Source organism: Vibrio neonatus (assembly GCF_024346975.1).
GTDB lineage: Bacteria > Pseudomonadota > Gammaproteobacteria > Enterobacterales > Vibrionaceae > Vibrio > Vibrio neonatus.
This window is the reverse complement of record NZ_AP024885.1, coordinates 589929-612044: the sequence shown is the minus strand read 5'-3', so window position 1 is coordinate 612044 and position 22116 is coordinate 589929. Positions and strand designations below refer to the sequence as shown.

17 protein-coding genes are annotated in these 22116 nt (G+C 44.4%); 7 read left to right on the top strand and 10 right to left on the bottom strand.

Features of this window, described 5'->3' with window-relative positions; genetic code table 11:
* Positions 1-54: 54 nt before the first annotated feature.
* From OCU38_RS02890 to OCU38_RS02880, 3 genes are all read right to left on the bottom strand, one after another.
* Complete coding sequence (locus OCU38_RS02890) at positions 55-723, bottom strand: ChrR family anti-sigma-E factor (RefSeq protein ID WP_261823684.1); 669 nt, start codon at positions 721-723, stop codon at positions 55-57.
* Positions 720-1322, bottom strand: coding sequence for a sigma-70 family RNA polymerase sigma factor (locus OCU38_RS02885; RefSeq protein ID WP_261823683.1), 603 nt, complete (start codon positions 1320-1322; stop codon positions 720-722). Before OCU38_RS02885 ends, OCU38_RS02890 begins: the two co-directional genes overlap by 4 nt.
* A gap of 327 nt (positions 1323-1649) precedes the next feature.
* Positions 1650-2222 (bottom strand): LON peptidase substrate-binding domain-containing protein, encoded by a 573-nt coding sequence (locus OCU38_RS02880; RefSeq protein WP_261823682.1) that lies wholly within the window; start codon positions 2220-2222, stop codon positions 1650-1652.
* Between the two features lie 284 nt (positions 2223-2506).
* Between OCU38_RS02880 and OCU38_RS02875 the strand changes: the two genes are divergently transcribed.
* The 4 genes from OCU38_RS02875 (at position 2507) to csdA (ending at position 6174) form a co-directional block, all read left to right on the top strand.
* On the top strand, positions 2507-3313 hold the full coding sequence (locus OCU38_RS02875) for a nucleoside-specific channel-forming Tsx family protein (protein ID WP_261823681.1): 807 nt from the start codon (positions 2507-2509) through the stop codon (positions 3311-3313).
* 170 nt (positions 3314-3483) lie between these two features.
* A complete protein-coding gene (gene panE, locus OCU38_RS02870) occupies positions 3484-4368 on the top strand; it encodes a 2-dehydropantoate 2-reductase (protein ID WP_261823680.1) in 885 nt (294 codons plus the stop codon).
* Positions 4365-4970, top strand: coding sequence for a DJ-1 family glyoxalase III (locus OCU38_RS02865; protein ID WP_261823679.1), 606 nt, complete (start codon positions 4365-4367; stop codon positions 4968-4970). Before panE ends, OCU38_RS02865 begins: the two co-directional genes overlap by 4 nt.
* Entirely contained in the window at positions 4963-6174 is a 1212-nt protein-coding gene (gene csdA / locus OCU38_RS02860) for a cysteine desulfurase CsdA (RefSeq protein WP_261823678.1), read from the top strand. Before OCU38_RS02865 ends, csdA begins: the two co-directional genes overlap by 8 nt.
* Before the next feature lie 31 nt (positions 6175-6205).
* Here csdA and csdE read toward each other — a convergent pair whose 3' ends face one another.
* The 3 genes from csdE to mltA form a co-directional block, all read right to left on the bottom strand.
* Positions 6206-6631 carry a cysteine desulfurase sulfur acceptor subunit CsdE gene (csdE, locus tag OCU38_RS02855; protein WP_261823677.1) on the bottom strand — a complete coding sequence of 142 codons (426 nt, stop codon included), beginning with the start codon at positions 6629-6631 and terminating at the stop codon, positions 6206-6208.
* Positions 6632-6647: 16 nt separating this feature from the next.
* Complete coding sequence (gene tcdA / locus OCU38_RS02850; protein ID WP_261823676.1) at positions 6648-7457, bottom strand: tRNA cyclic N6-threonylcarbamoyladenosine(37) synthase TcdA; 810 nt, start codon at positions 7455-7457, stop codon at positions 6648-6650.
* Between the two features lie 102 nt (positions 7458-7559).
* A complete protein-coding gene (gene mltA, locus OCU38_RS02845; protein WP_023405137.1) occupies positions 7560-8660 on the bottom strand; it encodes a murein transglycosylase A in 1101 nt (366 codons plus the stop codon).
* 199 nt (positions 8661-8859) lie between these two features.
* Here mltA and argA point away from each other — a divergent pair, with 199 nt between their 5' ends.
* Positions 8860-10179 (top strand): amino-acid N-acetyltransferase, encoded by a 1320-nt coding sequence (argA, locus tag OCU38_RS02840; RefSeq protein ID WP_261823675.1) that lies wholly within the window; start codon positions 8860-8862, stop codon positions 10177-10179.
* Positions 10180-10194: 15 nt separating this feature from the next.
* On the opposite strand, the gene recD is transcribed toward argA, so the two are convergent.
* The 4 genes from recD to OCU38_RS02820 form a co-directional block, all read right to left on the bottom strand.
* Complete coding sequence (gene recD / locus OCU38_RS02835) at positions 10195-12354, bottom strand: exodeoxyribonuclease V subunit alpha (RefSeq protein ID WP_261823674.1); 2160 nt, start codon at positions 12352-12354, stop codon at positions 10195-10197.
* The gene (gene recB, locus OCU38_RS02830; protein WP_261823673.1) at positions 12351-15938 is read right to left on the bottom strand and encodes an exodeoxyribonuclease V subunit beta; all 3588 of its coding nucleotides are present in this window, start codon (positions 15936-15938) and stop codon (positions 12351-12353) included. Before recB ends, recD begins: the two co-directional genes overlap by 4 nt.
* Positions 15939-16204: 266 nt before the next feature.
* Complete coding sequence (gene recC, locus OCU38_RS02825) at positions 16205-19630, bottom strand: exodeoxyribonuclease V subunit gamma (protein WP_390625251.1); 3426 nt, start codon at positions 19628-19630, stop codon at positions 16205-16207.
* 75 nt (positions 19631-19705) lie between these two features.
* Positions 19706-20671: a TDT family transporter gene (locus OCU38_RS02820; protein ID WP_261823671.1), complete on the bottom strand. Its 966-nt coding sequence runs from the start codon at positions 20669-20671 to the stop codon at positions 19706-19708.
* A 119-nt stretch (positions 20672-20790) separates the two neighbouring features.
* Here OCU38_RS02820 and OCU38_RS02815 point away from each other — a divergent pair, with 119 nt between their 5' ends.
* Both OCU38_RS02815 and OCU38_RS02810 read left to right on the top strand, forming a co-directional pair.
* Positions 20791-21696 carry a LysR substrate-binding domain-containing protein gene (locus OCU38_RS02815; protein ID WP_261823670.1) on the top strand — a complete coding sequence of 302 codons (906 nt, stop codon included), beginning with the start codon at positions 20791-20793 and terminating at the stop codon, positions 21694-21696.
* Positions 21697-21780: 84 nt separating this feature from the next.
* On the top strand, positions 21781-22080 hold the full coding sequence (locus OCU38_RS02810; protein WP_023405130.1) for a YebG family protein: 300 nt from the start codon (positions 21781-21783) through the stop codon (positions 22078-22080).
* Positions 22081-22116: the final 36 nt, after the last annotated feature.

Here is a 22116-nt window from a genome sequence, read left to right as displayed (position 1 = left end):
GCCTGTTTTATTATTGCTTGCTGTTATGCATACCGACTATGTACAGTGCGCAGGTTAAGGGTACATACCACGCCCAAACATATTAAATATGCGAGCGGCACCTTGAGTAAATATCATGGTATCGCTTAACAACGTTAGGCATAAACAATCTTGCCCTTCATCGGTGCGCGGCGCATGTTTTATAGAGGCATCCGCCACCGTAAAGTCACCTTCCTTATACTGACCTATCTCATCATGAAACCGCCCATGCAATACCAGTGTGGTTTCAATACCCTTGTGTGTGTGCTGAGGAACTTGAACTCCACCAGTGATATACAACAAGCTCAAACGCTCTTGCTCACCAATATCAAGCTGCGCGGTATACACCTTGCCACCATAGCTCTTCCATTCACTTAATCTTTGGCTCACATTCTGCAAAGACTGAGGCAAGGAAAACTGCTTACCATTGACCTCGATAGTCACCGCAGGCTTAGCCACTTTTACATCAGGCTTTCTGTCTAGCGAAATAATATCGTTAAACATGGCTTCCATATCTGCTAGCTCTAATTCAACCTCGGGCTCTACATCTATCAAAGATTGCGAGGCAAGTTCTTCAAATTCTTGCACCTTACTTTGGCAGTGAGGACACATTTCCAGATGCGCGGCTAAAGTGACGCCATTACAAGCATCGATAGTGCCGCTGGCATAGGCTTTCAACAACTCGTTACTTGGATGATGTTTCATACTTGTTCCGCCCTTATCGTATCCTTAAGCTTCTCCACGGCCAGTCTCAGACGAGACTTTACCGTACCGAGAGGAATATCAAATTTATCAGCCACATCTTGATGAGGTAATTCATCCAGATAAATCGCTTTAATCACTTCTTTTTGTTTGGTCGGTAACGTATCTAGATAACGAACTATCTGCTCTCGCAGCATGTCTCTTTCAGGTGAATACTGGTCAACTAAGTCTGGCGGGCAATAATCATCAGGCCAAATATCTTCTGAATGGATATGCAGCTCTCGACCTTTTTGCTTACGCAGCAGATCAAAACAAAGGTTTCTGGCAATAGTGTAAATCCATGTCGATAAGGCACTTTTACTGCCATCAAACAAGTGTGATTTTTGCCACACCGTCGCCAGTGCTTCTTGCACTAACTCCATCGCCACTTGTTCATTTCCTACATGCTTGTACGCAAATTGCTTTAACCGCGGCGAAAAATGTTTAAACACTTTCGCAAACGCAGCTTTATCGCCTTGCTGTACCTTATCCATGCATTCATTCCACTCTGCCCGAGTAGGGTTTGAGGCCTTGATCTGTAATGATACGGTTAACGATTCCATGGTTCACCTTTCACAGTTAGAGAGTGGTAACTAAAGACCCTCTCTCTCAAATTTGTTCGAGAACCTAAATGACCTATTTGTCTATTGGTTTCTATACGTCACAGTTTATCTACGCAAGTTTGTTCTCATTGGATCACTATTGATTAAACATAAATTCATTCAATGCCGATCACAGCAACTTAGTACCCAACAATAATTGACAACAACTGCTCTATTAATGAGTTAGATAGGTATAAGTATATGCCACCAACCAATAAAGGTAGGTGAAAGAGCATATCCTCGTGAGTTTCTTTAGTTATTGATCTTTTGGGTTATTGAGCTTTTGGCTTACTGAGCCTCAATGGCTTGGCAAAGAAACTTTACTGCTTCCTCACAATCGGTTTGAGAGATCAGGTGCTCAAACTGATCTTGCTCCATAGGTAACAGCTCTAACCAGCGTTGACTGACCCATGTCGCATCATCAAAAAGGCAGTGTGAGTAGAGGTTTTTTATTTCAGGAAAGCGTTGATAGACTCTTTGCAATTGTTCACTAATATAAGTGTTATCTTGTGAAAGTTGCTGGCTTTGCCAGTTTTCAAGGTATTCAACCTCGCCACAACGCAAACCATCAAACTCACTCCAAACCCTCTTCACTCTAAAACGGCGAGTCCCAACGATAGTGATCCCAAGAAAACCATCCGCTAATTGTTCAAAATCGACAATTTGAGCCAATGTACCGACTTGTGAGATATTTTTCGGCGATGAGGCGCTACTCTCGTTAATCACGCAAACACCAAACCCCTCACCTGCGCGACAGCAATCACTGATCATACGTTTATAGCGAGGCTCAAAGATTCTTAAATTCATTTTTCCCTCAGGTAACACCATAGAACTTAAAGGAAATAACTTTATACAGGGCATAGTTTACTCTCTGGTTTTATATCCTAAACTAATACGTAAGAGAGACTAATTAGATCAAAAACCGTAAAAACAAGTAACTTGAAAAAGTTCCCTTAAAAATGCCATATGAATAAGAAACGATCGTTAAAATTGCATTTATGTGATCTTGATCACTGACTTATGTCGTTTTTTTGCCGTATTGCACTTTTATTTGTGCGTAAGATCTCTATTATTCTGTCGAAGGAAACCCACGCTATGGAATAGCAAAATCCATTTACCGCACACTTTTTAGAGTACCCATTATTATGCGTAAATCACTTTTAACTCTTGGCCTACTAGCGGCTACCTCAGCTCCAGTTCTTGCAGCTGATTACACAGACGGTGACATCCACAAGAACGACTATAAGTGGATGCAATTTAACTTAATGGGCGCCTTCAATGAGAAAGGGGCTGGTACTGAATCATCTCATGATTACCTAGAGATGGAGTTTGGTGGTCGTTCAGGAATCTTCGACCTTTACGGCTATGTTGATGTTTTCAACTTACTGAGTAATCCAAGTTCAGATAAAGCTGGCCAAGAAAAAATGTACATGAAATTTGCTCCGCGCATGTCTCTAGACGCACTGACACATACAGATCTTTCATTCGGCCCAGTACAAGAACTATACGTTGCTTCATTAATTGAATGGGGTGGGAACTCTGGTGTAAATAACCAAAAAATCGGTTTAGGCTCTGATGTGATGGTCCCATGGCTTGGCAAAATCGGACTAAACTTCTACGGCACTTACGATTCAAACCTAAAAGACTGGAACGGTTATCAAGTTTCAACCAACTGGTTTAAACCTTTCTTCTTCTTTGATAATGGTACATTCATTTCATACCAAGGTTACATTGATTACCAATTTGGTATGAAAGAGAAGTACTCTTCAGCAAGCAATGGTGGCGCCATGTTTAACGGTATTTACTGGCACTCAGATCGTTATGCTGTAGGTTACGGCCTAAAACTATACCATAACGTATATGGTTTCGAAGATGGTGAAACTACATCATGGGGTGCAGTATCGCAATCTTCAGGTGTTGGGCATTATGTATCCGTCACTTACAAGTTCTAATAGAACTTAAAGTGGTAATAAAGGCGCTTTTAGCGCCTTTTTTAATGCCGTGAATTCGCCAATAAATGCATTTCCGAGTATCCTAGCCATGAATTTGTGTCCTTGGTTCTTATCTGTGTATTTACTCCTTAAAATACACATAACAATGGGCATTTAGACTGGAGAATGGTTTGAATATTAGTATCCTTGGCGTGGGTGCCATTGGTTCGCTGTGGGCGTGTTATCTACACAATGCGGGTCACAATATCTCTTTGTGGAGCAGAGACACAGCGCCTAGCATATCGCTGTCATTTGCGCAGCAAGCCCCTATTCAATTTCGCGCCAACCAAATCTCGGATATGAATAATGCCGATTTAGTGATTGTGGCAGTCAAAGCATGGCAGGTAGAGCAAGCTCTATCGCCCATTATTCCGCATCTCAAAAAAGGCTGTTGCGTGCTTTTTACCCATAATGGTATGGGCGCTGTCGATCCACTGTTAGCGCAACTGTCTGAACATCCCGTGTTATTTGCTACCACCACTCACGGCGCACTCATAGATAATCAGTCTAAAATTCAACATACAGGACAGGGACAAACAATCGTCGGCGCTCTCAACGAGAGTGGTGCATTGCTATCAGCACAAATAGTCCCTATGTTAGATCATGCCCTTGCACCTGTATCTTGGGACGATAATATTCAACAAGCTCTGTGGAATAAACTGGCGATTAATTGCTGTATCAACCCATTAACCGCTATCCATAATTGCCGTAACGGCGAGCTTGCACAAAGTGAGACTTTGGCTCTCATACAAGCACTTTGTGTGGAAATTAGTAAAGTCATGACCGCTGAAGGACTGACTTGCGATAGCGACGCACTGTTTGCCAAAAGTCAGCAGGTAATCCAAGCCACCAGCGCCAATTTCTCGTCAATGCATCAAGACATTCAACATCAGCGTCGTACCGAGATCGACTATATTACGGGGTACTTACTCCAGCGTGCCAAGGCACAGCAGATTTTAACGCCGTACAATCAAACGCTTTATCAACAGATTAAACAAAAAGAGGCTCAGCAATGACCATTAAGGCCTTAGTACCCATAGCCCCGGGCACTGAAGAGATGGAAGCCATTACCATCATTGATGTTTTACTTCGTGCTAACTACCAAGTAACGGTAGCCAGTGTTGATCCTGAAGGTGCACTGACCTTTAAAGGTTCCCGTGGTATTCCACTTACCGCTGAGGTAAAACTTGTGGATGTAGCCGATGAAGAATTTGATGTTATTGCGATGCCCGGCGGCGTTGGCGGCGCTGAGGTTTTCCAACAAAGCATACTGTTAGTCGAAATGATCAAACAGCAACAATACGATGGCCGATTAAACGCCGCGATTTGCGCAACTCCTGCATTGGTACTGCAACACCATCAGTTGTACCCAAAAGCATTGATGACTTGCCATCCACACTTTAAAGCGCACATTCCTGAAAACAATTGGCGAGATAAACGCGTCACCTACGATCAACTCAATAAACTGCTGACTAGCCAAGGCCCAGGCAGCGCTTTTGAGTTTGCCATCGAAATCATCATTTTGCTTTCAGGTAAAGCCTTTGCTTGGAGCGTAGCTGAGCCTATGGTGCCACTACCTAACCTTCATTATCACGAATTAGGAGCTAAAGGTGTTTGATATTCAAGCCATTCGAGCCCAGTTTCCTGCATTGCAACAACAAGTAAACCAGCAACCTTTGGTGTACCTTGATAGCGCTGCCACCACACAAAAACCGTTGCAGGTTATCGATACGATTAGCCACTACTATTCGCAGCACAATGCCAATGTACACAGAGGTACGCACAGCTTAACAGCCAGTGCCACCAGCGCCTTTGAACAAGCTCGTGAAAATGTGCGCGCTTTTATTAACGCAAGCTCTCACAAAGAGATTGTATGGACGCGCGGCGCCACCGAAGCCATCAATTTGATTGCGCAAACGTATGCCAGAAATACTCTGCAAGCGGGTGATGAAATACTGGTCAGTGAAATGGAGCACCACGCCAATATTGTTCCTTGGCAAATTGTGGCGGAGCAAACTGGCGCGAAAGTCGTAAAGATCCCTATGTTGGACGATTGCACTTTAGATCTTGAAGCTTTTCAAGCACGCCTTAATCACAACACCAAGATCTTAGCCATTGGCCAAGTTTCTAATGTCACGGGCACTCATCACCCTGTAAAACAGATGATCAAACTGGCTCGCCAATTTAATACGGTTGTCGTACTTGATGGCGCGCAAGGTATTGTTCACGAGGCGGTTGATGTGCAGGCGCTAGATTGTGATTTTTATGTCTTTTCTGGTCACAAACTGTATGCGCCAACGGGCATTGGTGTGTTATACGGCAAACTGGCTTTACTGGAGGCGATGCCACCTTGGCACGGCGGCGGCAAAATGGTGCAAAAGGTTAGCTTCTCTGGCACTTCATTTAGTGAGCTTCCCGGAAAGTTTGAGGCGGGTACGCCTAATGTAGCCGGCGCTTTAGCCCTCTCTAGCGCGATTGATTGGTTAACCAGCATCAATCATGCCGAGGCTGAGCAACATGTGCAGGCCTTGCAACACAAAGCCTACCTAGCCATTTCAAAAATTGAAGATATAGAGATTGTCGGTTATCAAGCAGGAGCCAGTATTTTAAGCTTTATTATGCCGGGAGTGCATCATGAAGATATTGCGACCTTGCTCGATCAGCAAGGGATTGCGCTACGCGCTGGACACCACTGCGCTCATCCACTGATGGATAGCTTAGGTATAAAGGGAACGGTGCGCATCTCTTTTGCTGTGTATAACAATGAGCAAGAAGTGGATGCGCTCATTGCGGCTCTAACTAAGGCCGTTGATATGCTGTAACGGCTTGTCAACAATCGCTAAACCTATAAACCTATGCGCTGAGTGTTTTAATTTGCTCAACAACTGCTTTAAGCCCATTGCCTCGCGATGGGCTTAAATGTTGGATCAAACCCAGTTTTTCAAAATAGTCATCGATATCAAATTGCTGAATTTGTTGACTATTTTTTCCATTACATACCGTCAGTACCAATGCAATCAAGCCGCGCACAATTCGCGCGTCAGAGTCAGCACAAAACTGCCAAATTCCGTCAACTTGCTTGCCCACCAACCATACTTGGCTTTCACAACCCGCCACTAACACCTGCTCAGCTTTTAGCTCATCGGGCATTGCTGGTAATTGCTTACCCCACAAGATCACCTGTCGATAACGCTGCTCCCAACCTTGGCATTGTTGCATCTGCGCAAGGATATCCTGTTCAAGAATGGTGCTGCCAAACGGGTTTTCTGGGTATGTCATGATAAGTAGACCTTAATTACGCGCTGTGTTTTTCAATCAATTTGGCAATGATACGCGACACTGCGACAAAACCAAAGGTGGCCGTCACTACTGTGGCCGCGCCAAAGCCAGTCGCACAATCCATTCGCTTAGGGCCTTCGGCTGTGGCTTTCACCGCGCAGACACTGCCATCGGCTTGCGGGTATTTAAGGTGCTCTGTAGAAAAGACGCAATCGATGCCAAATTTACGTTTTGGATTCTTGCTAAAGTTATGGAAACGGCGCAGTTGATCTTTGATTTTCTTCGCAAGCGGGTCTTGCACTGTCTTGCTCAGATCCGCCACACTGATTTGCGTTGGGTCGACCTGACCACCCGCGCCACCGATAGTGATCACTTTAATTTTGTTGCTACGACAATAGGCCAACAATGAAGTCTTGGCTTTAACGCTATCAATGGCATCTAATACGTAGTCGTATTCTTTACTTAGATATTCCGCTTGATTTTCTGGGCCAATAAAGTCATCAATCAGATTCACTTTACACTCAGGGTTAATCAGCGCGACACGCTCTGCCATTACTTCAATCTTGCTCTTGCCCACAGTGCCACTCATAGCGTGTATTTGACGGTTGATGTTAGTCACGCACACATCATCCATATCAATTAGAGTTAACTCACCCACGCCACTGCGCGCCAGCGCTTCTACTGCCCAAGAGCCCACACCACCAATACCAATCACACAAACGTGTGCGGCACGTAAGATTTCCACTTCGCTATTTCCATACAGGCGACGCGTACCGCCAAAACGTTGGTCATAGGATTCGGATGCTGGGGTGGTTAATTCTCGCATGAGCTTTATCTCTGAACTGTAAACAACAAGAGTGCGTTTTATACGCACTCTTGTGTTTAATGTCTAGTCTTTGCCGTGTTTAGGCTAGCTTGTAAAATCGAATCACTGTTTCCCTTTTGGCAATTGCCAAGGGTTAGCGGTGACTGAGTTTTCTAAGCCTAATTTCCAGACGCGACCAAAGTGCTTGTAGTGCCCAGACTGTACGCCTGCTCGCTCACCCATACCGTGATAAAGATCGAGGTGATTTTGTTTCACTGCGCCACCGGTATCTAATACCAATAATAAGCGCAAAGCGTGCGTACCAGACCATGTGCCATCGGCATTGAGCAAAGGCACTTCAGCTAAAATTGGCGTGCCCATAGGCAGCCAAGATCTGTCTCCTGCCACTGCAGCCATTGGCAATAAAGGAATCCCTGCCGAACCGCGTACCGCTAAATCATCTTTCGGGGCGAAGAACACATAAGAAGGGTTTTGCTCTAATAGCTCTTTTACTGTCTCTTCATCGTTTTCAGACACCCATTGTTTAATCGCTTTCAAAGACATGTCTTTACGCTCGACTAAACCGCGTTCAATTAAGATGCGTCCGATACTGACGTAAGAGCGATTGTTTTTCCCCGCATAAGCGAAATACTGCATGCTGTTGTCATCGCCAAAATGAACAAAGCCACTGCCCTGCACTTCCATTAAAAATGGGTCAATCATGTTGGCCGCATAGCCAAGTTCTAACCCTTTGCCCGTTAATGCCCCATCATAGATTTGAGCACGCGTAGGACATTGACTGCTGCAACTTGGCTTACCGTAAACAGGGTATTTATAGGTTTGATCAGGAACATGACGCAATTCGATGACCGGAGAAAAATATCCGGTAAATAGCACATTCCCTTTATTGTCTCCGCCACGCATCTGCGCACTTTGTACGCCAAAACGTTCTAGGTCAGCAGGATCTCCACTTTGCAATGCCCACTCAGAAAGGTGTTGGTACAACTCTTGATACTTAGCTGCCATGGAAGGTGAATTATCTAGCACCTGCTTAGCCTGCGCATCAAACGAGTTTAAATCTCGAAATGCATTACTATTTATAGTTTTAGTTTGTGTAAGAGGCTGAGTAAATTCTTGGTCAAAATATTGCTGACCATTATCGGTGTTCTGGGCACAGCCCGTTAATAGGATCGCAACAGCAAAGAATGGAATAAATTTGTGCATAGGATGGGTTTTATATCCTTAAATAAACCTTAGAAAGTCAGAATGACAAACTCACATGCTTTACGCAATGCTTGTTAAAGAAAACACACACATTAAATCTAGAACTGTTATCGCATTCTTTTAATATAGAGTCATTTAAACAGTTGCAATCATATAAATACGCATTATTATTGTATAAAAATTCATATCAGAGTTGGTTATGTCTCGTAGTACTGAACTGGTCAAAGGATTTCGGCAATCCACCCCATATGTAAATGCTCACCGTGATAGCACTATGGTTATCTATCTCTGTGGTGATGCGTTAAGCCATGATAATTTTCCTAATATCGTCAGCGATATTGCGCTACTACATAGCCTTGGCGTGAAACTGGTATTGGTGCATGGCGCTCGCCCGCAAATAGATCAACGCCTCAGCTTACAGTCCTTATCTTCCCCTTATCACAAAGGGATTAGGATCACTGAGTCAACGACCTTACCACATGTCATGCAGGCATCAGGGCAATTGCAGCTCGCCATTACCGCTCACCTATCTATGAGTCTCAACAACACGCCTATGGCGGGAAACCAACTCAATGTGGTCAGCGGTAACTTTGTGATTGCGCAGCCATTAGGAGTGGATAACGGAGTGGATTATCAACACAGTGGGCGAGTACGCCGCATTGATGTTGAAGGCATCAACCGCGCGCTTGAGCAAGAGTCGATAGTATTGATTGGCCCAGTGGCAGGCTCCGTTACAGGCGAATGTTTTAACTTAGTATCAGAACAAATTGCCACTCAAGTGGCGATAAAACTAAAAGCGGACAAACTGATTGGCTTTAGCTCAGATCAAGGTTACATCAAACCTAACGGTGAAGTGGCTGCAGAGCTGTTCCCACACGAGCTAGAAAGCATCCTACAGCAAGGCATGCCAGGTAATGCCCCGATCACTGAACGCTTCTTACAAGCGGCGGTAAAAGCCTGTGAAAAAGGCGTGCAGCGCAGTCACCTTGTGAGCTACCTTGATGATGGCGCTTTAATACAAGAGCTGTTCTCTCGTGATGGTATCGGTACGCAAGTGGTGATGGACAGTGCCGAGCAAGTGCGCATTGCCACCATTGATGACATTGGCGGTATTTTAGACTTAATTGAACCGCTAGAAAGTGAAGGCATTTTAGTGAGACGCTCTCGCGAACAGTTGGAGCGAGAAATAGAGCGATTTACTATCATAGTCAAAGATCAGCTCATCATTGGTTGCGCCGCGCTCTATCCTTATGTTGAAGATCAAATGGCCGAAATGGCCTGCGTAGCTATTCACTCTGACTATAGAGATGGCAACCGCGGCGTGCATTTATTGGAGCACATGAAGCATCAAGCCTATACGCTCGGAATCAAACAGCTGTTTATTTTGACCACCCGCAGTTTGCATTGGTTTAGAGAGCAAGGTTTTGCTGAAATCGATCTAGAGGCACTGCCGATTAAAAAGCAGGACCTCTATAACTTCCAACGAAAATCAAAAATCTTAGCGCTGGATATCAACTAAGACATTTCGCACCCACTAGCTATCTGTTTGCAAACGTTGCGACAGATGGCTACTTCTTGCGGTTTTTTGCTTGATAGCACGCTGCATAATACCCACATCGGCATACACACTCAGGCGATTCTTGGCGCGCGTCACTCCGGTATAAAATAACTCTCTGGTCAGTATCGGTGTCATCGTTTTCGGCAGTAGCAATAACGTATAGTCAAACTCACTGCCTTGCGATTTATGAATAGTCATTGAGTATGCAGTTTCATGAGGCGGTACGCGACTTGGAAGCACCCCTTTTACACTGCCATCAGGCAGTTCAAAATACACTTTCAATCTTGGCTCTTGTAAGCTTTCATCCAACAAACAAATGCCAATATCACCATTATACAAATGCTGACTGTGATCGTTACTATTGACCATCACAGGTCTTCCTATGTACCAAGTATCTCTATCCGCAGCAATTAAGGCTTTCCGTGCCAATACTTTTTCAATATTGGCATTGGTGCCTTCTACTCCAAACTCGCCTTCTCTGACCGCACACAGCAAGCGAGTTTGAGCAAAACTTTGCAACACAGTGCGCGCAAATGCAGACATGCTTAGCGTGCCATTTTTCTCAAATCTAAGGTTTAAGTACTCTTCATAACGAGTCGCTAAAGTATCAATCAATTGCGCGTAACGCTCGCTGTTGACCTCAAAGTGCTCGATATCTTGATATTGACTGGCAAACACCTCTGTCGCTTTATTGCTGCTGCCTGAGTTGATTGCTCGCGCTAACTGACCTACGCCGGAGCGACTGTGAAAACGAAAGCTCTTTTGCAATACACACAAGCTATCACTAATCGCCGTACCCACATAAGGTGATGCAGGCAATTGGTAGCCGGTTAACTTATTTAGAAGCTCGCTATGCGCCGCGCTGTAACCTTGTCCGCCAAGTTGGCAAATATCACCCAATACAGCCCCTGCTTCCACAGATGAAAGCTGATCTCTATCACCCAGCAATATTAAACGCGCGTTCGCTGGCAGTGCGTTGAGTAATTTGAACATCATAGGCAAATCGACCATGGAAGCTTCATCGAGAATCAACAAATCTAAATGCAACGGATTCTTGGCATTGTGTTTAAACTCTGTGCGATTCGGAATAGCGCCAAGCAAGCGGTGTAATGTGCTGGCAGAGGTGGGGATTTTTTCTTTTATCTCCGGTGACACCGGCAAAGAATCAATCGCTTGTCCGATAGATTCGGTCAGACGCGCCGCCGCTTTCCCCGTTGGCGCAGCAAGCTTGATATCAAGTTCCACTTCACTGGAGGCCACCAGCGCGGCTAACAATTTAGAGACAGTGGTGGTTTTGCCCGTACCCGGCCCCCCTGAAATCACACAAAAGCGGCGCGTAAGCGCAGTAGCAGCCGCTACTTTCTGATGGTTTAAACACGCACTTAACGGTATGTATTCACTTAATACTTCAAGGTCGCTGGCAGACTTAGCATTGCTGGCAATCGCCACCAGTTTGTCCAATGCAATGTCAGCGGTGTCCACCACATCTAAAGACTCACAAATGGCTCGATGAATTTGCGCATCACTGGCATGGGCTTTTTTAAGCGATTGAATATCTTTAAACAGATAACTTAACTGCCATGCGAACAATTGATCTAACTGCAATCTCAGCACAGATAATTGCTGCGCATCCATCGCGATAGGCTCAGCATATTCCAATAGCTTTTGTGCCAGAGCCCCTTCAAAATGCCAATATTTCTGCAAATACAAACTGCCAAATTCAAACACTAACGGTAAGCGCATAGCTTGTTGAAAATCTTGCGCGACTAAGCTCGATTTAGTGAGTTCATCCGCCCAATCACAGGTAAGCAATTGCGGGTCAAAAAGTGGCTCAAGTTGTGTTGCGCCAAAGGATTTTAATGGATTCCAAGCATTGCTAATCGGTAAGCATGAATTGCCTTTGCTGAGTTCATAGCTCACCGCGCATACCATCACCGCAACATGCGCCGCTGATGCGGTTTTTTCTTGCTCGGCAAAAAACTTAGCCAACTGAAAATCAATGTCGCGCACCATGCCCACACTAGCCATGACGTGTAACCATTCTAACCAACTTTTCTGGCGGTATTTACTCAATTGCTCAGGCGCAATTTCGGCCACATTGAGCACTTCTGGAAGGCTTTCATTCGACGCTATCATTTTATTGCCTCCTCACCACGAATATGAGCATCTAATTCATTGAGCATAGGTAACGATGGTTTCGCGGAAAATACCCCGTATTCACCACTGCCATCCATGCCACGTAAAAATAAATAGAACACACCACCAAAATGCGTTTCATAGTCGTAGTCTGCAATACGACTGCTTAAAAAGCGATGCAGTGCCAATGCATAGATTTGATACTGCGCATCATAGCGATGATCCAACATCGCTTTGTGCAAATTGCTTTGGTGGTAATCTTGAGCAGAATCGCCTAAATGGTTGGACTTCCAATCGAGGACGTAATATTTACCTTGATGTTCAAACACCAAATCAATAAAGCCTTTTAGCATCCCTTCCACTGGAGCAAAACCAAGATCGCCTGCTTGAGCCGTTAACGGATCATGCTGATGGGTAATGGCATTAAATCGCGGCGCAGAGAGAAGCTCTATCGGCAATAAAAACTCCATTTCTACCAGCCTTTGCTGAGGGTTTTTATCGCACAACCTCATGCCCTGACCATCTAGGTCGGTCGAGAGCACTTTATCGACCATATCTTGCAATACGGGTAGCCACTCTTCTTCTAACTGCTCTTTAATTATAAGCTGACGGATCACTTCACTGTTTTTGTCGCTAAATGCCGACTCGGTATATTCCACCTCTTCAAACAAGGTGTGTAAAAACGTACCCGGACGTGCGCCACGCGGAAAGTTAAACATGCTCTTTTGCATAAGGTCGAGCATTGGGGCTTGATCTTGCGAAGCGTCCACATCTAAGGTCGTATCCAGCCAGATACTGTCGTCTTTATGCGCATGACCATGCCCTTGCTTAACCAAACCTGAATAACTGGTCATCCGCCAGCGCCAATCAATTTGTTGCTGCATTTTATTGGCTTCAAGCAAAGGCGCATCTTGTTCAATTGGAATGTAACAAGCGTCATCAGGAGCAATGGGGTCGCATACGGTAATGGATGGGTATTTCTCTTCCAGCTGACTTAACGCAACGCTCAGCGCCGAGGCATCTTGCTCTTCGCCTCCTTGTAGCAAATAGCCAATGGAGCTCAAATGGGTCATCACCTTTTTACTGCGACCGTCTTTGAGCGCCGCCACGCCAAGATAACAAGAGTACACAGCGCGAGTCACCGCTACATAAATAAGGCGCAGATCTTCCGCTAAACGCTCTCTATCCGATAACGCAATTCCTTCGTCATTATTGTCGAGATCAAAGCGGGTGCATTGTTGCTCGGCGTCGTAATACAAGGCTTTATCGCTCTTGCGACAGGCACTGACAAAGGGCACAAAAATAATATCGTATTCTAGTCCTTTCGATTTATGGATAGTGACCACTTGCACTAAGTTGCGCTCGGACTCTAAGCGCTGTTTCTGCTCATCTCCTGACTCACCATCGTATGCCTCATCAATGGATTCAGAAAACCAACGTAGCAATGCATGATCACTTTCTAGCTCTGCAGAGGCTTGTTGCAATAACTCGGCAAGGTGCATTAAATCCGTCAGCACTCGCTCACCGTGTGGCTGTTTTTGCAATCGCTGGGCTAATTCTCGGTGTTGAATAAGCTTGCGGATCATTGGCATGATCCCAGACTTTAACCATAGCTGACGATAGTCACTGAACTCTTGGCTAAGCAGTTCCCAATATTGCTCATCTTGGTTTAATCGTTCTAAATCAAATAAGGAAAGATCAAACAAAGAACTGGCCGCCGCGGTGCGCAATGCTCGGTCATTTTCGTAATTTAAAGCGCCTTGCAAAAATAGCATCACATCGCAGGCCACAGGACTGGCAAAAACGCTTTCTCGGTTAGACAGATAAACGCTGGCTACGCCTTTTTCCGACAACGCTTGTCGTACTAGGCTTGCCTCTCTACCTGTGCGCACCAATACCGCGATATTTCCAGCTTGAATCGCCTTATCTTTTGCGCTGTGTAGCAGTGCATTGCCTTGATCTGAAGCGCTTAATAGTCGCTGTATTTGAGTCGCGGTCGACTGCGCCATAGTGTGATTATAACTGCCTTTAGCTACGCCACCCTCTTCTTGCTGTTGATGCCAAACCGTCATCGCCGGCTGAGTTTCACCATGCAAAGACCACGATTTTTTGTCCGCACCTGGGCTAGGTAGCACAGAGGTAAACGGAATATCATCGTTGTAGATAAATGGCGCTTCTGACTCGACAAACAGTGCATTACTGGCTTCAACCATCTGCTCACTTGAGCGCCAGTTTGTCGTAAGATTAAAGTGCGAAGTCACTTCATTGCGAGCGCGAATATAGGTGAAGATATCTGCGCCGCGAAAGGCGTAAATCGCCTGTTTAGGATCGCCAATCATAAATAACCCGCACTCAGGATGATCTAAGTACAAATGACTAAATATGTTGTATTGCTGAGGATCGGTATCTTGAAATTCATCAATCATAGCAATTGGATAAAGCTGGCGAATTCGCTCGGATAACAAATCTTCTTCGTCGGCTTGCAAAGCATGATCTAACTGACTGAGAAGATCATCAAAAGAGAGTTTTTGTTGCTGGCGTTTGGCTTTTTGTAACTCCGCTCGGCATTCAGGGATCGCGTTGCCGAGAATAGCCAGTTTAACCTCTAATTTAGGCAGTTGATAAAATGCCTCTAGCTGATCAAATATCGCATGTTCTGGCGCTTGTTTGCCTTCTTTGGTTTTGGCTTGCAAAACACTGCTACAAAAGCGCTCTAAACAATCTGGCATACCAAGAGTGCTAGGCGTAACCTCTGCCCAACTGTCCCCTTGTGAGATCCAATTTGGTACGTTTCTTTTGTTATAAGGATTTTTGGTAATTCCAGAATCTGCAATTAATTTTTCTAGCTCTGAGCTTACCGCAAGCCAATCGCGCTTTAACTCATCAATCAGTGCGACTCTTTGTGCATACAAGGCTTCTAAATCACCGCTTTGGGCTTGAGAGTGAATATACACTTCATTACCACTAATAAAGCGATCCAGCTCGGCAAGTAGGTCGTGGGGGTGACGCCAGTGACTGCGAATTTCCGCTACCATAGCTTCATTCATTTGATAAAAATGGCGTCGCCAGTAGTCTGATACTACTTGCGCTTTCAGCTGACTTTCATCTTGGATAAATTGGTTTTTAAATCGGCTGCCCGATTCAAAGGCATTTTGTGTAAGCATGCGCTGACAAAAGCCATGAATGGTAAATACGGCCGCTTCATCCATTTGTCTTTCTGCGGCCAGCAATAACTCACAAGCTCTGTCTCTATCTTGGGTTTGTTCAAGTAGCGGCTTGATCACTGGATCATCGCTCACCCCTCGGCTAAACGCGACTCTTGCTTGGTGTATACGTGCGCGAATACGATCTTTTAATTCGGCGGTCGCCGCTTCGGTAAAGGTCACAACCAGAATTTGTTCAACATTCAGTGGCTTGTTATGGGCCTGACCATTATCGCCATGACCTAACAACAGTCGCAGATAAAGCCCTGCAATCGTAAATGTTTTGCCTGTACCAGCCGAAGCTTCAATAAGACGTGCCCCATGCAAAGGGAATGTCATTGTCTCAAGTGGTGCAGGAATTATGTTCGTGACCTCTGTCATGGTGAACCCTATCTAAATATGTGACCAATGTTATGAAATGAGCTATCGCCTTGAAAGGGCTGAATACTTGCGCTCAAAGTTTGCGATCCCACTCACTGTTATCGTGTTTCGTTCCAAGTAGGCTTGCGCTCGAATAGTGAGGGATTTGCCATCGATAAATATAAGAAATAAGAGGTCTCTGTGACCCTTGGGCCGTCAGTATAAAAACCCCTACATATAATATTCCTGACGGCCCCCCCCTCTCTCTTATCTGCAGCTAATCGCCTTTACTTAGTCGTTAACCTTTCTTGTACCGGCAAGAAGACTCTTTGGGCTAAACGATACCCAGACTCTGCCAATGCGTCATCCCATTGTGGCCAAGCTCTTTGTATGTAAATGTCTTGCGACTCTCCCGCGTTATAGTCATCGCCTAAAAAGCTTGAGTTGAACTTAGCTTGAGCCGCTTCGCGAGCCACATCACTATCATTTTTTTGTAATTTCTTACTCATTTCTTGCATCGCGCTTTGCGCTGAATAAGGGAAATAAGCAAGAGGCTGAGTCATACCTTCAAAGAACAGTGCCAGCAGATCTTGCAGAAAATCCAACGCATCTTGCGCAGATATCGCGGCAATAGAAAAATACTCCACCTCTTTGCTATTGGTGATACCAATAAGGTGACTGGTTAGCGATTGGTTGGATGCACAAGCACACAAGTGCTTGATCCACGCCTGTAAAATATCTTTTGAGCGAATGCGACCGACTCGATAGTTCACCAAACCAGAAGCGTAGTGATTGTCTAGCCACCCTGTGATAGTAAGATTATGTTTGCCATAAGGAACACTGACAGACAACGGAATTGAAGGCTGCTTACTATTGGTATAAAACTCAATTTCAGAGACCAAGCCCATCATTGCTGCTTTATTTTCTGCCACTTCCAAATCGCCAAATTCGCCAATCGGCAGTTGCCCAGAGCTGCGATAATATTGAGACACTTGTTCTACTTGCGCCTCTCCGCCATCAAGCATAGCGGCGACGATTTCATCGCGTAATAAATAACGCTCCAAGCCACCGAAAGCAAAAGGCTCATCATCTTCCACTATTTCGCTATCGCGGTTAAACCAAACTTGCAGACGATGATTGAAGAAATATTTTATCGGCAGTGACCAAAAAGCGAGTAGCTGATCTAATTCAATCTCGGTAACGCTACCTCTTTCTAAGAAATAATCGGTCAGTGGCGTGGGCGCAGTTTGTTCAATGGAAGAAATGCCATTGGCAATAGGTAGCCATTCAGAGGCAAAACTGGCGTTATTCAAAAACGCGTCTTTACTAAACGGCGTCATGGCATGGGATGAGGTTAGATGACTCACCAGTTGATCACCTGAGTCATCAACCGACAAATCTTGGTCACCGACCAGACAATAGTTTTGCGCGCAATACTCTTGTAATTCGGTTAATAACACCGAAGGTAAGCACTCACTATTATCTAAAATTGATTGCCCAATATAGCTAATGTATAGGGTTTGTTGAGCGGAAAGTAGCGCTTCTAAAAACAGGTAACGATCGTCATCTCGACGACTTCTATCCCCAATACGCGTTTTCACTGACATTAAGTCAAAACCTTCAAGGGGAACTGAGCGTGGATATACGCCATCATTCATGCCCAATAAACACACCACTTTAAAAGGAATAGAGCGCATTGGCATTAAGGTACAAAAATTCACTTGTCCTGCTAAAAAGCGCTGACTAATGCGCGAATTATCTAATTTATCTTGTAGATACTCACTGATAATTTGATGGCTTAGCTCGGAGGTTAACGCCGCTTCAGAGGTTTGTTGAGTCAGTGAAGATAATGCATCACGAATACTGGTTAAGGCGATTTCGTTTTCGATGTCTAACTCAAAGAAATCATTGGCTAGTTGGTTTAATTGCGCTTGCCAATCTGCGCTATGCAAAGGGGTTTGCAGCGCGTTACGATAGTGTAAGACTTTATCGATAAATGCGGCCAGTTTTCCAGCAAGCTCTCCTTGCATACCTTCTATTTGTTCATACGGGGCTAAAATACCCTCGCTCAACTCAAAAGCTTGGTTGGTAGAAGACATGCTGTAGCCAAGCAAAATACGTTGTAAGCCAAACAGCCACGTATTTTGATTTAAGGTTGGCAGTTCAAATTCAGTTGCGGTGGAGTCATCGAGCCCCCAGCGGATTCCTGCTTCTTGCGTCCATAGATTAATCAAATCAAAGTCAGTTTCTGACATGCCAAATCGTTGCAAAATAGCAGGCGTCTCAAGGATCTCCATCATTTCACTACGACCACAGCGACTATTCGGAAGTGCCAGTAGCTGCAAAAACGCATTTAAGATTGGGGTTTCTTCAGCAACACTTCTATCAGAGATAGAGTAAGGTATGCGCCTGTCTGCGGTTGCATTGCCAAAGATAGCTTTGATGGCTGGGGAATAGGCATTGATATCCGCCACCATCACTATGATATCGCGCGGCTTGAGCGTGGGATCTTGATTAAACATCGCCAGAAGTTGGTCATGCAGCACTTCTACTTCTCGAGTGGCGCTATGACAACTATGAATAGAGAGCGAAGTATCTTGCGCAGAAACACAACCTTTGTGTGTGCTTTGATCCAATTGTGAATCGTCTTGATGCTGCTCTAATTGCAAAATGTTTTGCTGTATTTTATGCAGCAATGACGTTGATTCAATATCAACAAAAGCTTCGACTTCATTACTGCCAAGATCGGATAACAAATACAGATTATCGCGCCCCTGCTTACCCATTGAGGCTAACAAGTTGTTGCTGATTGCATCATGATGAAACTCAGGTAATGCGTTATGTTCGATATCACCTTTAAGTACCGCAACGCCTTGCTCGGTTTCCATCCCTTGTTCATTCCAGCGAATTCTCGGTCTGACTAGGTTAGCCATCTTCGACAATGTGCGCGGATCTTTAATGTCACCCCAATAGTAACGACATGGATTGTGAAACATAAGGTGCACATCGATATGCTCACCCAGTGCTTTGAGCGCTTCTAGGTATTTAGGTGGTAATGAGCTAATGCCAAACACAAATAATCGTTTAGGCACATTATTACTGCTGATCTCGGAAGTGCTTGCTAAAACATCAATAAATTTTTGATAGAGATTGGCACGATGGTACTCAGATTGCTCTAAATCTAGAGTAAATTGATACAACTCTCGCCACAGTATTCCCTGCCAAAGACCTTGCCCTTGTAACTCATCAGGATGCTCATTTTGCTCCCAAGCGTTAATGTAATCGGGGCGATACACTAAGTAACCATCGAAGATATCGGCAATTTTTCCCGCTAATTGGAATAACTTAGAGTCGTCATCATCTTGCTCTAGATAAGAAGCTAATGGGGAGAATTCAGGTTCAGCAAGCTTGTTAGGTAAGACTTGCATTAACTTCCAAGTCATCGCTTCTTTGTTAAATGCGCTACGCTGAGGAACGTCCGGCAACACTTCAATGAACATCTGCCAAATGAACGTCGCAGGTAACGGGAAATTAAGGTTGGCAGCAATCCCCATCTCTTTGGCTAATTCCATTTTTAGCCATTGTGACATACCCGGACTTTGCACCAAGATTTGCTCTTGCTCAAAAGGGGAAGCAAGAGGTTGCTGGTGAATTAGCGCAATCAATAAAGACTTAAGAAGATCGATTTGGTTTGAATGATAAACAGTAAACAAGGCAGGCTCACAATCCATTGAATCAATTGCAATAATGTTACCACACACTAGTGCAATTGATGTCGCTATGTGAGGTTATTTACTGCTAATTGCCAACCTTGGTTGAATCAATAAATTATTGAAATATTGTATTGCCACGTAACTCACAATGATAAATGCAACGCCTAACTCTAGTACCGCTAGAGTGTGAACCTGCTGAACATACTCTGTGGCGATATTCATATTTGTCATCCATGCCGCCACCTTAAACATAGCGGTTGCACTGATCACCAGTGGGAAAGTAAAAGCAGCATAACCTGGGCTAAACGGCAGTTTTAACAGGCGGTAAAACGCCATGTAGATAATGGCTGTCATAAGGATTGCGATACCAAACAGTAGCGCAACAATCAGTGGTGATGGCGACGCCACAAATGATAAGTAACCGGCTAATGATAAACTGGCTGGCGCTGCTAAAATTGCCAATGTAGGCTTAGCGGCATCTTGCACGAGTTCTGAAAACATCAAACGATAAATCATTATCGGCAACATGATAGCGTAGGCAATCATGCCAAAATATAAGGTCGCCGCGCCAATCCAGTGTAAAGAGGCACTACCTGAGTAAGTTAAAGCGGCCACAATAATTCCTACCGGTGGTACAAACCAACTCGGCAGCATATGGCTAAGCTCAAAATTCTGACTGCGATGAAAGGTAAAGCTCGTTAAAAAGATAATGTGCAAAATTACCGATATGAGCCATAACAAGTTGCCGAATAGCGCCCAATGCTGACCAATAGCATACGACACCACCATGCTCGCCATAGCAAAAGTGGGCACAACACTCCCAACCACTGGATGGGATAAATCTTGCTTTAATAGATGCGAATGAAGTAAGAATTTACCGGTCAAAATCAGCAATAATGTTGCCGCAATTACCGCGCCTATCGTTTGTGCATATCCGCCAAACACACCTAAGTTTTCTAGGCTCCAGCCTAAACTGGCAATACCTAAGGCCAAACCCGCCATTGGCGTTGGTGCATTGGCTAAACGAGATTGTGTTTGCATGAGATTACTCCACGGATTATTAACCGCTGTTCATTAAGTTGATGCAAAGAGTGTATTCTTAAGTTATGTTTATTAAAATTTAAAGATTCAAAACTAGCGTTAAGTAAAAATAAACACTTATGATTTCTTTTACCCTAAGACAACTCGAAGTATTTACCTCTATTGCCAAAGCAAGCTCTATGTCCAGCGCCGCACAAACGCTATGTCTATCGAAAGCGGCGGTGAGTCTATCTCTTAATGAGCTAGAAAACCAACTTGGACATACATTATTTGATAGGGTGAATAATCGCCTTGTCCTGAACAATGAAGGCTCTACTCTACTGCCCGTTGCGGATGAGCTACTGGATCGAGCTCGCGCTATTCCCTCTTTGTTTAATGATTCAAATACATTAAGTGGTGAACTGAATGTAGGGGCCAGTAATACAATAGGTAACCAGCTACTTCCCTACCTAATTCGAGATTTTAGGCAGCAACATCCGGCAGTACGTTTTACCACCTTACTAGAAAATTCATCCCTGCTTAGTCAAAAAATCATTGATTACCGTATTGATATTGCCCTCATCGAAAGCAATGAAGACTCAGATAAGCTGACCCATCATCCATTTGGTTTTGACCGAATGTGCATTATTTGTAAGCCAGACAACCCTTTAGCGAAAAAGAGCAAGCTATCCATTCATGAACTGGAAGCCAATAATTGGCTGTTAAGAGAACAAGGCTCTGGCTCTAGAGATTATTTTATTCAGCACATCGCGCAACATTTAACCCTTTGGCAGGGGGAGTTTGAACTAAGCAACAGCGAAGCGATCATCAATGGTGTTGCGGCAGGGTTAGGGTTAGCCTGTTTATCTGAGCTTTCAATTGATAGCGCACTAAAAGCTGGAAAAATCAGCAAGCTCGATATTGATTTACCCTTAGATAGAACCATGCAAATTGTGCTACACAAAGATAAGTATTTAAATCCACTGCTGGCGGCATTTTTACAATACAGTCTTGAGTGGCGATTGAGCGATCACTGCACAAAATAAACAACTCAGCTAGACTGTAGCGCGTGATTTAATGTATAAATAACCAGTATTCAATTATTAACAATCAATTTATGAGGATGGACCATGGCTGTTATCGTCAAGTACGTGGTAGAACGCAACGGAGAAGAAAAGATGACTTTTACCTCAAAAGCCGAAGCGGACGCATATGACAAAATGCTGGATATGGCTGATGAACTATTTACTCTATTAGGAAATAGCGAAATCATCACCGATGAAGGCCAACAAGAAGAGCTTTCTATGTACTTAGCTAAGCACAAAGAAGAAGTTTTGTACGCTTTGGGCGCAAAACGTAAGCCAACACCGAAAAAACCAAAGGTTGTGAGTCAGGATGATGTCAACTCAGCAACTTCTGACGCTGCATAAGTAGCCGTAACTAATATAGTCCTTTATCATATAGGG